Raw genomic sequence first — 14,379 nt, forward strand, 5'->3', positions numbered from 1 at the left:
GGCCTCTAGACGAAGGGGACGCACTGAAAATCTTGGTGGAGCTAAGCGGGATCGAACCGCTGACCTCTTGCATGCCATGCAAGCGCTCTCCCAGCTGAGCTATAGCCCCACACTTTCGCATCCAGCTATTTCGCCGAAACGTTATCGCTGAACACGGGGCGCATTCTAGGGTGACACCGTAAATGTGTCAACAGTTTTTTCGAGCGAAAATATTGTTCGGCCATTTTTTAAACTTTCCGGCGAAAATTAACGCACCAAGGCCGCCAGCCTGCTGATTTTTGATAAGTTTCCATCGTTACATTTCAAAAAAGGGTTAGTGATCAGCATTGATTTGATACAGGTTGAAAATCACACTAATTCAGGCGCAGTTGTCGTTTTCAGGCATGATTTTGTATACACTACCAATAATGTACATCAGCTGAGCAGTCATCAGAATTTACCCGATGCGGTTGGGATATATGCTCACTAATTGATAAGGATATTATTTTGTACGAATCTTACTATGGTTTAAAAGAACGGCCTTTTCAGCTCACCCCTAACCCTAATTGGTTTTTTGCCAGTAAACTGCACAAGCGCGCCCTGGCCTACCTGCAATATGGCTTAACCCAGGGTGAAGGTTTTATTGTCATTACCGGTGACGTTGGTACCGGCAAAACTACCATTGCTAACCAGCTACTCAATCAGCTTAATCAGGACGAAATTGTTGCCAAGCAGATTGTTACCTCCAAGCTGGCGCCCGATGACCTGATCAGAATGATTGCATCCAGTTTTAACCTGGCAGTTACAGAGCATAATAAAGCCAGCTACCTGGACGCCATATACAGTTTTTTAAAACGCCTGCACGCGCAACATCGTCGCGCCCTGCTAATCGTGGATGAAGCCCAGAATCTGCCCCTGGAATCAATTGAAGAGCTGAGAATGCTGTCAAACTTTCAGGTAAATGGTAAACCACTACTACAAAGCTTTTTGCTTGGCCAAAATGAATTAAATCCCATTATCCAGGCCCCCAATATGGAGCAGTTCCGTCAGCGTATTATTGCATCCTCTAACTTAACGCCACTACAAACTGATGAAACACGAGCTTATATCGAATTCAGACTTAATCAGGCGGGCGCAAAAGCAGGCTTAATAGCAGATAACTGTTACCCTCATATACAGGATTTCAGTCGTGGTATTCCCAGAAAAATTAATTTGTTAATGGACAGAGTAATGCTTTATGGTTATCTGGAAGAGCTAACGAGCATTAGCGAACTCGATTTGCAAGCGGTGATCACGGAACTCTCGCAAGAAGTTGCCAACCAGGTTGCAGTAAAACCCGAACCAGATACCAGAGCATCTAATACCGCAGTTCTGACAGAAATCAGTGCAATGTTGGACAGTTCCTTAGAGCAGAAAGTAAAGCTCGCGAAAGAACTTGATCAGCTGCTGAAAAAACAAAAACAGCTGTTAGACACACCAAACAAACCAAACTAACCATGCAGCGTAGTTAAGCAATCTTAACATCGCAGACTAACACCATGGCTAACTGCTAAAAACTATAAATATAGCTTAGCCATACCCGGTTTTCACTGGCATTAAAGCGATCGACACTGGAATTTCGCTCTGTTCGGCGTAAAGACAATGACATCTCGGAGTGCTCCGATAATGTCAGATCATAACCGACTGAGAACAGAATATTATCATCTTCACGGTTAGCAAACTGGTAGTCTATCTGGTATACCCTCAAGGCAGCGTTAATACTGCTGCGCTCAGTAAAACGCCAACCTGTCTGTACACTGACACTGCGACTATTCTGCTCATCGTTACGTTCCACGTATTCCAGATCAGTGGCATTCAATAGTAGGTTGACACTTAACCGCCGTTTACTATAACCCAGAGCAAAGCTGGCTGAGCGGCGCAACACCAACTCCTGATCCAGCTCAACACTCACGTCAGTAACCTGCTGATAAGATTCGCCAGGTTGAGGGGTATAATTAGCATTGGGCGGACGATAACAGTCGGTAAACTCTACAGCACCTAGCGGGCAAACAAAAATACCTAAATCGGTTAACTCACGATCCAACGAGGTCTGAGTTTGCACCGAGTCCGTTACATTCAACCGTAAGGTCAACGCCCGAATATTATATTGCCCGGCTAAACTGGCAGTTCTGCCAAAATAACGGCGATCGTAAGAGCCCTCCAAAGAGGTACGTCGACTTGGCGCCAGGTAAAATTCTGTTGCCCAGTAAGTGGTATCTTCATCTTCTTGATCAAAACGTTTAGTGGTGGATTGATTAACCGACACGTTAATCCACGATACCCGTCCGAGCTTCAGTTCAATGCCGCCACCGTAAGAATAAAATTGGTTCTGATAAAAATTATTATTGTCGGTGAACTCATAGCTACCACGGCCAATCAGTGATAAACGGGATGATAATGGTAAGCCAATTATTGCCTGAGCCGCTCTGTTGTCGTAATCACGAAGTTGCTGGCGCCGGGTTTTACCTAAGGCACCCTCTAGCCGCCAGAACGCCGTATTCGAGCGATCGCGGCTTGCCAATAGCAAACCGGCACGATAACTGTCATTATCAAAAGCAGGCAAACCATCATCGATGTCCGGCTGGTCGTATTCGCTGTGATTATATTCCAGTCGCAAGGCGGCATTCAAATCACTGTATGCCGCTGTGCTCAGGTTTATAAAACTACCATAAGACGTGGCTTCACTGAGCTCACCTCCGGCGGTAATTTTATCGTTAAAAATTCCACTCTGGCTATTGCGAACCTGATAGCTGTTGCGGGCATTAACCCCCCACGTCAACCGCTCATTAAATAACGACACAATATTACTAAAAGCAAATTCATCATAGCTTCTGTTTCGTCGCTGGTCATCCTCATAAAACAACGACTCGTGCTGCCAGCTAAAGCGGGTTTGCAATACTTTAGAATCTAATGAAAAATCGATGGAAGGAGACAGCGCAATAGCCACCCCTTCGTCAGTCCCAGCAGTATCAAATTCTTTAATCTGATAAGCATAGCTACTGGCCCGGATTTTTGGCGCTATCTGGGTTTCTGCGGCAATTGCCGGCAATGTTGCCAGCGCAACGATCAGCAACGTACCACAATGTAATAAAGTTCGCGCGTTAACTTGCGCCATAATAGTAGCCATAACCATAACCTTTTCCCTGGTTCCGGTGCGCTTTGTTAATCAGAAAACCCACTGCCATTTCTTTTGGCAACAACGAAACAGACTGCTCAATTTCAGCCAAACGGGTCCGGTTTTCTTCGACAACGATCACGGCCTGGCCGCACATCGCCGCCATCACCGCCGTTTCATTAACCCCAAGCATTGGCGGCGCATCAAATATCACAATTCTATCAGGGTAACGGGTGGCAAACTCATCAACCAGTTGCGACATGCGCTCACTGGCTAACAGTTCGGTTGATAAGTGATGAGGTGAACCCGCAGTAATAATTTTCAGTCGTTCAACGTTCGTACTTAACAATATGTCGGGCACCGTAACACTGGTTGACTGTAAATAATCAGTCAGCCCCAAATGGTGGCTAATATTAAGCGTTTTACTGACATTGGGCCTAAGCACATCGGCATCCACCAGCAACACGGTTTTATCCTGCTCCAACGCAATGCTAAGCGCCAGGTTTATGGAAGAAAAGGTTTTGCCTTCGCCCGGTCTGGAGCTACTGACCAGGATCAGATTTGGGTGTTCCAGCGTTTTACTCAACGCACCAAACGCATTATTAATGAGTTTACGTTTAATGACCCGGTATTCTTCATTTATCAGTCGACGATCTGTTGATAACGACACAAAATTCTTTTTCTCAAGCAGCGCCAAATCCAGCTGTACGGTATGTGCAGAGCCGTCTTGCTTATCTGCATGCTGCGACGCTTTAGCTTGTGCTGAATATAGCGGCTCTTCAGCCGGACGCTGCGTTGGGTTTTGCAGATCACTGTTTTCAGCACGTCCGCTGTTATCACGATTCAACTTGGTTACCGCTTTTTCAATAGTACTCATCGGATTACCCTTAACAACATCTCGGCTGACCGGCCAAACAGCATCTCATTGCTTATCAACGCTAAATAGCACAACACTAAAGCTCCGCTTAACGCGGTAAAGTAGACAAAATGCAATCTCACCTGCTTTAAAATAGCGTTTTTTTCTGTATGAGACACCACCCCGAATACCGGTATATCGGTAATACTCTGCAATTGGGATGCCCGTGACAGCACAGGGGATATCAGGCTGCGTAAAAAGGCCATGGCAATCCCTCCCGCCACACCAAACAGCAGTACCACAGTGTAAAATAAACCACGTGGTGGGCCGGAAGGTGTCAAAGGTACCCGCGGCGGTTCAATAATATTAAATTGCACGTCCTGCTCGGTTGCCTCGGCCCGGCGCGACAATTCTGCCTGTTCGCGCTTGCCCAGCAAAGCTTCATATTTTGATTTGGTAATTTGGTAGTCGCGGTTCAGGCCGGTAAATTCTGCTTCAATTTCCGGGATTAAATTTAATTTACTTTCCAGCTCATCAACCCTATCCGCGTATGCCTGCACACGAACTCGGGTTGACGCCACTTCAGTTTCCAGTCGGGCGACATTGATCCGCAACTCCTGATATACCGGATTCTGATTAAAGCTACTACCAGTATTACCTTGCGGAGCATTAGCAGCAATAAACTGCAACTCTTCTTCACGTTGACTCTTTAATCGTTCAAGCAACCGTTTCGTTTCCTGCACATCCGGGTGATTCTCAGTGTAACGGATCAGTAAGCCGTCTAACTGCGCAGTTAAACTGCGGATCCGCTCATCATACTGGGTTGCTACGCCACCGCCGGTACTACCAGCAAAGGGCATTACACCAAAAACCGGCTCCTCTCCTACCAACTGACTTCTGGCAGAGGCTAAACGGGTTTCCTGTTCTCTGAGTTCCAGTCTGGCAGCCTCAAGCTGGCGTTTCTCCTGCGTTAACTGACTGTAGTAATCGCTCTCGTTGCCTTGCAGCATCGCCATCCGGTTCTTTTTAAAATCAGAAAGGCGTAATTCAGCCTCAATTAACCGGTTTTCATACTCGGTAATTTCATTGTTTAAAAAGCTTTCTGCTGCCTGAGAATCGGCACGGCTGGACCCTAATCGGTTTTCAACAAAGGTATTCAGAGTTTCCTGTACCACACTCAGCGCTCGTTGAGGCACCGGATTGCTGTAGGAAATAACATAGATGTTTTCTCTGCCTGAGCCCGAGATTTTTATCTGGCTTTGCAGAGAATCAATTAACGCTTCAAACTGCTTTTCGTTTTTTGCCTGAATGTCCAAGTCAGTCGCTCTGGCAATTTTCTCCAGATTTGGCCTGCTCAACAGTGTTCTGGCCATCAACTTTATTTCTTCATCAGTATTGCTGCGAAGCGCCAAACCACGCAACAACGGTTCCAGAAAAGTACGGGTCTCCACAAATAATCTGGCATTCGCCTCATAGGTTGGCGGCAGGCTGTACACATAAAACCAGCCGACAGGACAAATCAGCCAGGCGGTTATTACGATATAACGCCGGCGCAGCCAAATTCCCTGCAAATAGGTATGTACCAGCTCTATCGCCTGTTGCAACTCTCTCATTTATCCTCCATGAACAACCGCTCCGTTACTGCCAGATTACTAACTTCTAAAACCATGCTTCCGGAATAATCACGATATCGCCAGGCAAAATATCGACGTTAGCACTAATATTGCCATCCCGGATTAAATCGTCCAGTCTCAGGCTGTAAGTCACCTGACCACCACTGCTGGTCCGCACCAGTTTCGCACCATTACCATCGGCAAATTCAGTCAGGCCGCCTACCGCTATCATCAAATCCAGCACCGTCATATATTCACGGTAACTTACTGCCTGCGGATTCGTTGCCTCACCGATAACCCTGACCTGTTCACTGTAAGGTCCGATAAAGTTAGTTACTGAAACCGTCACCACCGGGTCACGGATATATTTACCCAATATCTCTTCCATATCCCGGGCTACCTGGGTCGGCGTTTTACCGCTGACCGGAACATCCTCAACCAGAGAAGTCGATATTTTACCATCGGGTCTGACTATAAAACTGCCCGATAGCTCAGGGTTGCGCCAGACAAAAATGGACAGGCTGTCGTTAGGGCCAACCAGATACTGATAATTTGATACCGAAGTTGTCAAAGATTCTTGCACGGTGGCTCGGGGAAGTTGCCGGCTACTGGAACAGGCAGTGAGAGTACTTAGTGAAACCAGCACCATTACCAGTGCTGCTAAGAGTCGGTTCGCAATCATAAAACGCATCCTTTTGTTTGCTGCGAGATTAATATAACGCAAAACTTTACTCTTGTGCTGCCTTTTTTCAAAATTTAATTTCTATTTTATCCTAGAATTTGAGCAGTAATTAGGCTAAATTAATGGCTATAGTGCAGTAGTCGGAAGCTCTGTACATGCAACAACCGCACAAGGAAGTCGTTATGGGCACGTATCGCCGACACGGAAAAAGTACCATCGCAGACAAAGTGTTCCTGTTTAGCGAGGTAACGTTGCTTTGCTTATCAAGCTTGGTTGCCAGTTACTTTTATAATACTCTCAACCCTCACATCCCCCTTGATTACCGATTAATTAATGCCGTGTTATTTGCTGCAGCCGTTATGCTTTGCGCATTGTCCGTCGGGCTATATGATCAAAAGCTGCGTGAAAATCATGGCGGTATTATAAAACGGGTGATGATTACATTACTTTTCAGCGCCCTGCTGCTGGAAGGCATAATTTTCAATTTGTTTCCATTCTTGCATATAAGTGTATTGTATCTCGCTGTATCCTCGGTGCTCGCCCTGCTCAGCTTGTCAGGGTTCAGAGCATTGTTTCACTACCATGATATCACCCGGATCAGCAGACGCCGGGTTCTGGTGCTGGGGGCCGGTGAGCGCGCTTCAATAATTGAACGCAGAATGCGCCGCAGTGTCGATAAACGTTTCTTTGAAATCGTCGGTTTTGCTCACATCGAGGGTGACAAGTCCGCTTGTATACCCGAAGAAAAGTTGGTCAGCTTTGACTATCAACAAAATCTTTTTCAGTACGCTGTAGATAACGGCATTGACCAGTTAGTTATTGCCTGTGACGAGCGCCGAAACATGTTACCGGTCGAAGATCTGTTTAAGTGTAAAAGCCGTGGCATCGAAGTCATCGAGATCCTTGATTTTATTGAGCGGGAAACCGGTCAGATAGCGGTAAATCTTATTTACCCCAGCTGGATTATTTATGGCAATGGCCTTGATTTAAATCAGCGCTTTAAAACCAATCTCGATTACAAACTTAATCTACTTCTGGCAGTCATTTTGCTTGCTGTTACCTGGCCAATCATGCTGCTGACCGCTTTGCTAATTTACCTGGAAGATGGTCGTAGAACGGGAACCTCAGTATTTTATCGTCAGGTTAGGGTTGGCTTCGATGGCAAACCTTTTTATATTCTGAAATTTCGCAGCATGAAACCTGATGCAGAAAAAAATGGTGCCCGCTGGGCCAGCGCTGACGACGACCGGGTAACCAGGGTAGGAAAATATATTCGTAAATACCGGATTGATGAACTGCCGCAGTTGATGAATGTATTGAAGGGTGAGATGGGCTTTGTTGGCCCACGGCCAGAACGGCCCGAGTTTGTCAACGAATTGGTAAAAGACATCCCCTACTACAGTCAACGGCATAATGTGAAACCAGGTCTCACCGGCTGGGCTCAGTTAAAATACCCTTACGGTGCCACAGCAGAAGACGCCCAGGAAAAATTGAAATTCGACTTATACTATATAAAACATCGCAGCCTGCTGCTTGACCTGATGATACTGGTTCGCACCGTAGAAATCGTATTGTTCGGTAAGGGGCGCTAACGGTAATGAACAAACGTAGTTCCGTGTTCAGTGCACTCACTGTGGATGTAGAAGACTATTTTCATGTAGCCGCTTTTGAGCGCAATATTGCTCCGGCAGACTGGGATAACATGCCCGCCAGAGTAGAAAAAAATACCAAACAGTTGCTCGATTTATTTGATACCCATCAGGCAAAAGCCACGTTTTTTATGCTCGGTTGGGTTGCCGAGCGCTTTCCGGAACTGGTTCGTGACATTCACCAGCGCGGCCATGAAGTCGCCAGTCACGGTTATAACCATAGCAAGGCAACCAGCCAGAGCCCGGCAGAATTTTTCCAGGACGTCAGCCGTGCCAAAAAACTACTGGAAGACATCACCGGCAGTGCGGTAACAGGTTACCGGGCACCAAGTTTTTCAATTGGTAAACAAAATGAATGGGCGTTTGCGTCGTTGCAACAAGCCGGCTATCAATACAGCTCCAGTACCTATCCTGTTGTTCACGATTTATACGGTACCCCGGACTGGCCACAACAACCTTATTTTCGTGACGAAGGAATTTGGGAGTGTCCTATGCCGGTGTTGTCGATGTTGGGACGGCAATTACCTATCGCCGGGGGGGGGTATTTTCGGTTACTACCCTATTGGTTAAGCCGACGACTAATTTCACGTTATGTAAAACAAAAAGACATACCTTACATGTTTTACTGCCACCCGTGGGAGATTGATCCTCAGCAACCGCGCATCACCGGTGCGCCAATAAAATCACGTTTTCGGCATTACGTTAACTTAAACAGAATGGAAGCAAAAATAGGGTGTTTACTGCAAGATTTTAACTGGCGCTCAGTAAACGAAGTGTACCAACCTTATTTTAAACGCTAAGGATTAGCATGTATCAGGTATCAGGCTTAGCACTGGCCGACAAGCGCAGTGCGGATTGGGATAAGTTTGTAAAAAGTAGTACTGATGGTAGCTTTTTTCACCTTGCTGGCTGGCAACAGGTCCTGGCAGACCTTGGCCATCAGGGTTTTTATCTGTACGCCACTTTGGATCAAAAAATCGTTGGCGTGCTGCCGCTTGCCAGAGTAAAAAGCCGCTTATTCGGTGATGCGTTAGTATCCACCCCTTTTTGTGTTTACGGCGGTGCCTTAGGCGAAGACGACGTTAAACGACATCTTGAGCAAAGCGCAATCACCTTGGCCAAAGAGCTTGGCGTCGATCATCTGGAACTGCGCTATCGTCAGCCACAAAATAATCAGCTTATCACCCGTGTGCAGCATGCTACTTTTCAATGTGCGCTGCCAGAATCGGATGCAGACATTCTGGCAGGGATCAAAAAGAAACAACGGGCTGTCATCCGCCAATCCTTAAATCAGCAGCTGAACGTTACATTGGATAATACTTTAGATTCTTTTTATCAAACCTATTCTGAAAGTGTCCGTAATCTCGGCACCCCGGTCTTCAGTAAACGTTATTTCCAATCTCTGTTTGACGTTTTTGGTGATAGTGCTGAGATCCTGACAGTGCGTAAAGACGGCAAAGCGGTATCCAGTGTACTGAGCTTTTATTATAAACAACAGGTTCTGCCCTACTATGGTGGCGGGGTCAGCGCAGCACGAGAGTTAAAGAGTAACGATTTTATGTACTACCAGTTAATGTGTCATGCCCGGCATGACAAAGCCTGCGACAGTTACGATTTTGGTCGCAGCAAACTGGATTCAGGCGCCTATAGCTACAAAAAACACTGGGGTATGGTACCCGAAGAGCTGCATTATCAGTATCAGCTGATTAATGCCGATGCACTGCCCAACCTAAGCCCGAATAACCCAAAATATCAGTTATTCATAAAATTATGGCAAAAGTTACCGCTGGCAGTAAGCCAATGGCTGGGACCAAAAATTTCAAGGTATCTGGGGTAGTAATTATGCTGAAAACTCATTTGCCTGCAAAAGTAAAAACGGCGCACACTTATGCGCTAACCCTGGCGTTACTGCTTATTACCTGGCTGCTTTGTTTTGCCGAAACACTGTGGTCGATGGTAACCATCTGGCTGCGTTCAGACACCTATGCCCACGGCATATTAATCTTTCCTATCAGCTTGTTTTTGATCTGGCGCAAACGTCGGCATATCGCGGCAACGTCTTTACATCCATCTTATTTAGCGTTACCTGTGCTCCTTGCACTGGTCATTATCTGGTTTTTTGCTAATGCCGTGTCGGTCAACGTCGCTACCCAGCTGGCCGTAGTACTGATGTTACCGGTATTACTCTGGTTATGTTGTGGCTGGCAGCTGCTGAAACTATTAAGGTTTCCGCTGTTCTATCTGCTGTTTGCCGTGCCAATGGGCGAAAATCTGGTACCCTGGTTGCAAGATATTACCGCCGATATCACCGTCGTAGCATTGCAATTAAGTCAGATACCGGTATACCGGGAAGGGTTATATCTGAGCACACCAACCGGCTTGTTTCTGGTAGCAGAAGCCTGTTCTGGTATTCGTTATCTGATAGCCTCAGTAGCACTGGGTACATTGTATGCCTATTTAACTTACACCAGCAGAGTAAAACAGGCCATTTTTTGTATTGCTGCTGTTATCGTGCCTATTGTTGCCAATGGCATACGTGCCTACGGTATCGTGTTAATCGCCTCATTGACTGATATGAAACACGCGGTGGGTGTCGACCACTTAATTTATGGCTGGCTGTTCTTTGGCTTAGTCATTTTTATTATGTTTTTTGTCGGCGGTTTTTTTGCCGACAAACCAGTGCAAGTCAGCGCTTGTGATACTGCTGAAATTAAGCCGCTGCCCAAGTCGGTATTGTTCAGTGGTGCCTCAGTGTTGTTGTTGCCACTGCTAATTAGCCTGCTGTTACCACCCTTAGCTCAGCAGCCGCGTTATTATGTCCAGCCACTCCAACAAAGTCTGACTCCGGTGGCTGAATCTGTCATGCTGCCAAAATTTACCGACAGTTCCGCCGAGTTGGCCGGTACCTGGCAGCAGCAACAGCATCAAATTTGGTTTTACGCGGCGTTTTACCAGCATACCGACGATAAAAAGCTGGTTAGCTGGCACAACCAACCCTACCAGGCAGCACATTGGACTCCTGCCCGTGCTGAACAGCGTCAGTTGCCCTTCGCAAAGCAGCAGTTTACGTTGCAGGAAGTGGATTTAAGAGCGGCCAATGGCCAGAAACGACTATTGTGGTACTGGTATGGCAGTGGCGATTTTTTCTCTGCCGACCCTTACCTTATTACCGCGATGCAAGCGCTGGGCAAAGTACTACACATTAGCCAGCACGGCAGTTTTTTCGCATTAAGTGTTAGCTACACTGATAATCCTGAACAGGCCCGTACGGCACTTAACGATGCACTTTCTCAGCGCATTGAACTGATTATTACCGCCAATGCGCCCCGCCCAGAACATATCGATTTGGCTAATCAGGTGGCACAGCCATGACTGTGCATGTGTGTCATATCCTGTGGAGTTTTCGTACCGGCGGCCTGGAAAATGGCGTAGTTAATCTAATTAACCAGCTCAAGCCTGACGAATTTCGACATAGTATCATCTGTTTAACGGATTATGATCCCGCTTATTCTCAGCGAATAACCCAGCAGAACGTCCAGATTTATTGCCTGCACAAACGCCCGGGCCACGATCTCAGCTCGTTTTGGCGTTGCTTCCGGTTAATTCGCCGGCTAAAACCCGATATCTGCCATAGTCGTAATTTAGCGGCAATGGAATACCAGCTGCCTGCGATGCTGGCACGCGTGCCACTGCGGATCCATGGCGAACATGGCTGGGACTTAACTGATCTTGGCGGTCAGAATAAAAAGTATGTTCTGTTGAAGCGGCTATTTAAAGCCATGATTCATCGCTATGTTTCCCTGTCGCGGGAAGGTCTGAACTACCTGCAACACAGCGTTGGAGTCTCAGCTAACCGGATAGCACTGATCTGCAATGGTGTCGACACTGAGCGCTTTCAGCCTGCAAGCCGTGCAAATTCGACCTTACCTAAAACCCTGACTGCGACAGACCGGCTTATTTTTGGTAGCGTCGGCCGAATTGCCGATGTTAAAAATCAGCAATTACTGGTAGCGGCTTACATTGCATTGTGTCAGGAGGACGCTGCGTTTCAGCGTAATACCGCCCTGGTTATTATCGGAGATGGTCCGGCCAGACCCAAATTGCAACAACAACTGACAATGGCCGGCCTTGCAGAGCAAAGCTGGTTGCCCGGGGATCGCAACGATATTGCCATTATTTTACCCGGGCTGTCGGTATTTGTGCTGCCTTCATTGGCTGAAGGCATTTCCAACACCATTCTGGAAGCGATGGCGTGTGGTCTGCCGGTTATCGCCAGCAACGTCGGCGGCAATCCTGAACTGGTCAGCACGGCGCAAAAAAATTCTGAGCAGGGACAGACAGCACAAACCGGCTGGATATTTAGCAGCAATAACAAATCACAACTGCAGCAGCTGATGCTGCAATGTCAGCAAGCTCCTGCGAAGCTGCAAATACTGGGCGACAACGCCCGAGCAGCCGCAGTACAGAAATTTAGTCTTGATACCATGATTAGTGCTTATCGGTGCCTGTATCTTGACAATAATAAACAACAGGAAGGTTAAACAGATGTGCGGTATTGCCGGAATTTTACAGCTAAACAACACGGATCAGGTTAACCAGAACGTCTTAAAGGTGATGAATACCCTGCAATCGCATCGGGGGCCGGACGACGATGGCTATCATTTTGAAGCAGGTATTGGCCTGGCACATCGTCGCCTATCCATCATTGACATTGCAGGTAGCCATCAGCCACTGTTTAATGAAACAGGCGATGTTGCTGTTGTTTTTAATGGAGAAATATATAATTTCGCTGAGTTAACCGTGGAACTGAAAGCCCGCGGCCATATCTTTTCTACCCATGGCGATACTGAAACTATTGTCCACGCCTGGGAAGAATGGGGCGTCGACTGTGTCCAGCATTTCCGGGGGATGTTTGCCTTTGCTATCTGGGACCGAAATAAACAACAGCTTTTTATGGCACGGGACCGGATGGGCATTAAGCCGTTCTTTTATAGTCTGCTACCCAGCGGAGAGTTTTTGTTTGGCTCAGAATTAAAAGTACTGACAGCCCACCCAGACTTTGACAAAAGCCTGTACTATCAAGGTATTGAAGACTATTTTACGTTCGGTTACATTCCCGAGCCACATACTATTTATGCCAATGCTTACAAATTGAATCCAGGACACTATCTGTTACTGGATCGATCTGGAGCCACCAGCCTTAAGCAAACCCAGTATTGGGATATCGACTTCAGCCAGACAGTGCTGACCGAGCAGCAGGTAAAATCAGAATTACTGGATCGCCTCAAAGAAGCGGTAGATATCCGGATGATTGCTGAAGTGCCACTGGGTGCTTTTTTATCCGGTGGGGTAGATTCCAGTGCCATTGTCGCTCTAATGGCCCAATTGCAACAAGATAACCCGGTTAATACCTGTTCAATTGGCTTTGATGATCAGCAATTTGATGAAAGTGATTATGCCAGTCAGGTCGCCAGACAGTATCAGACAAACCATCGCAGTGGCATGGTCGATCGGAATGACTTTTCGCTAATAGACAAACTGGCAGCACTGTACGATGAGCCTTATGCCGACAGCTCGGCGATGCCAACTTACCGGGTATGTCAGCTCGCCAGAAAGCACGTAACGGTTGCCCTTTCAGGGGACGGTGGTGATGAGCTGTTTGGTGGCTACCGGCGCTACCGTTATCAGCTGCATGAAGAAAAAATGCGCGGCATTATGCCCCAGGGTATCCGTCAGCCATTATTTGGTACCCTGGGTAATGTCTATCCAAAGCTGGACTGGGCGCCACGATTTTTACGGGCAAAAACCACCTTTCAGTCATTGGCGATGAATGCGGTTTCCGGTTACTGCAATACCATGTCGATTATGCGTGCGGATGCCAGAGCGGCTTTGTTTTCTCCGCAGCTTAAGCAGAAACTCGGCGGCTATCAGTCTGTGGAAGTATTTAAACGCCATGCTGCAAATGCCAATACCGATGATCCGTTAAAATTAGTACAGTATCTTGATATGAAAACCTATCTGGTGGGCGATATTCTGACCAAAGTAGACCGGGCCAGTATGGCGCATTCGCTGGAAGTCAGGGTACCGCTACTAGACCATAAATACGTGGAATGGGCCAGCCGCCTGCCCAGCGCCATGAATATTAAAGGTAACGAGGGTAAAGCCGCCTTTAAACAGGCACTGGAACCGCATTTACCGCACGATATTCTGTACCGCAAAAAAATGGGTTTTGCGGTGCCACTGGCCGGCTGGTTTCGCGGCCCACTGAAACAAACCCTGCAGCAAGCCCTAAATTCTGAAGCGCTGGCCGATTCAGGATTATTTAATCAACACCATATTCAGCAGCTGTATCAACAGCATATAAGCGGTAAACGTGACCACAGCTCGGCGCTATGGACCTTACTGATGTTCTCCCAGTTTTATCGTCAGCAATTGGGAGCCTAGAT

General features: G+C 47.1%; 11 protein-coding genes and 1 tRNA gene. 7 read left to right on the forward strand and 5 right to left on the reverse strand.

What is annotated here, in order from left to right:
- Positions 1-33 precede the first annotated feature (33 nt).
- Positions 34-109 (reverse strand) — tRNA-Ala (locus B2Q61_RS15020).
- Positions 110-486: 377 nt separating this feature from the next.
- Here B2Q61_RS15020 and B2Q61_RS15025 point away from each other — a divergent pair.
- Positions 487-1,473: an XrtA/PEP-CTERM system-associated ATPase gene (locus B2Q61_RS15025; RefSeq protein ID WP_290617212.1), complete on the forward strand. Its 987-nt coding sequence runs from the start codon at positions 487-489 to the stop codon at positions 1,471-1,473.
- 55 nt (positions 1,474-1,528) lie between these two features.
- Here B2Q61_RS15025 and B2Q61_RS15030 read toward each other — a convergent pair whose 3' ends face one another.
- The 4 genes from B2Q61_RS15030 to B2Q61_RS15045 are packed head-to-tail and all read right to left on the reverse strand — an operon-like array spanning position 1,529 to position 6,284.
- Complete coding sequence (locus tag B2Q61_RS15030; protein ID WP_290617213.1) at positions 1,529-3,145, reverse strand: hypothetical protein; 1,617 nt, start codon at positions 3,143-3,145, stop codon at positions 1,529-1,531.
- A complete protein-coding gene (locus B2Q61_RS15035; protein ID WP_290617215.1) occupies positions 3,120-4,010 on the reverse strand; it encodes an XrtA-associated tyrosine autokinase in 891 nt (296 codons plus the stop codon). The genes B2Q61_RS15030 and B2Q61_RS15035 overlap by 26 nt, the downstream gene beginning before the upstream one ends.
- Entirely contained in the window at positions 4,007-5,602 is a 1,596-nt protein-coding gene (locus B2Q61_RS15040; RefSeq protein WP_290617217.1) for an XrtA system polysaccharide chain length determinant, read from the reverse strand. The genes B2Q61_RS15035 and B2Q61_RS15040 overlap by 4 nt, the downstream gene beginning before the upstream one ends.
- 46 nt (positions 5,603-5,648) lie before the next feature.
- A complete protein-coding gene (locus B2Q61_RS15045) occupies positions 5,649-6,284 on the reverse strand; it encodes an XrtA/PEP-CTERM system exopolysaccharide export protein (protein ID WP_290617219.1) in 636 nt (211 codons plus the stop codon).
- A 182-nt stretch (positions 6,285-6,466) separates the two neighbouring features.
- Here B2Q61_RS15045 and B2Q61_RS15050 point away from each other — a divergent pair, with 182 nt between their 5' ends.
- Genes B2Q61_RS15050 through B2Q61_RS15075 form a run of 6 tightly spaced genes read left to right on the forward strand, consistent with a single transcriptional unit; the run spans position 6,467 to position 14,377 of the window.
- Positions 6,467-7,876, forward strand: coding sequence for a TIGR03013 family XrtA/PEP-CTERM system glycosyltransferase (locus B2Q61_RS15050; RefSeq protein ID WP_290617221.1), 1,410 nt, complete (start codon positions 6,467-6,469; stop codon positions 7,874-7,876).
- Between the two features lie 5 nt (positions 7,877-7,881).
- Positions 7,882-8,733, forward strand: a complete 852-nt coding sequence (locus tag B2Q61_RS15055) for an XrtA system polysaccharide deacetylase (protein ID WP_290617223.1) — start codon at positions 7,882-7,884, stop codon at positions 8,731-8,733.
- Positions 8,734-8,741: 8 nt separating this feature from the next.
- The gene (locus B2Q61_RS15060) at positions 8,742-9,770 is read left to right on the forward strand and encodes a FemAB family XrtA/PEP-CTERM system-associated protein (RefSeq protein ID WP_290617225.1); all 1,029 of its coding nucleotides are present in this window, start codon (positions 8,742-8,744) and stop codon (positions 9,768-9,770) included.
- Positions 9,771-9,775: 5 nt separating this feature from the next.
- Positions 9,776-11,305, forward strand: coding sequence for an exosortase A (xrtA, locus tag B2Q61_RS15065; RefSeq protein ID WP_290617227.1), 1,530 nt, complete (start codon positions 9,776-9,778; stop codon positions 11,303-11,305).
- Positions 11,302-12,474, forward strand: a complete 1,173-nt coding sequence (locus B2Q61_RS15070; RefSeq protein WP_290617229.1) for a TIGR03088 family PEP-CTERM/XrtA system glycosyltransferase — start codon at positions 11,302-11,304, stop codon at positions 12,472-12,474. The genes xrtA and B2Q61_RS15070 overlap by 4 nt, the downstream gene beginning before the upstream one ends.
- Positions 12,475-12,478: 4 nt before the next feature.
- A complete protein-coding gene (locus B2Q61_RS15075; protein WP_290617231.1) occupies positions 12,479-14,377 on the forward strand; it encodes an XrtA/PEP-CTERM system amidotransferase in 1,899 nt (632 codons plus the stop codon).
- Positions 14,378-14,379: the final 2 nt, after the last annotated feature.

Origin of the sequence: Arsukibacterium sp. UBA5043 (genome assembly GCA_002415085.1) — a bacterium.
In the GTDB taxonomy this organism is placed as follows: domain Bacteria; phylum Pseudomonadota; class Gammaproteobacteria; order Enterobacterales; family Alteromonadaceae; genus Alishewanella.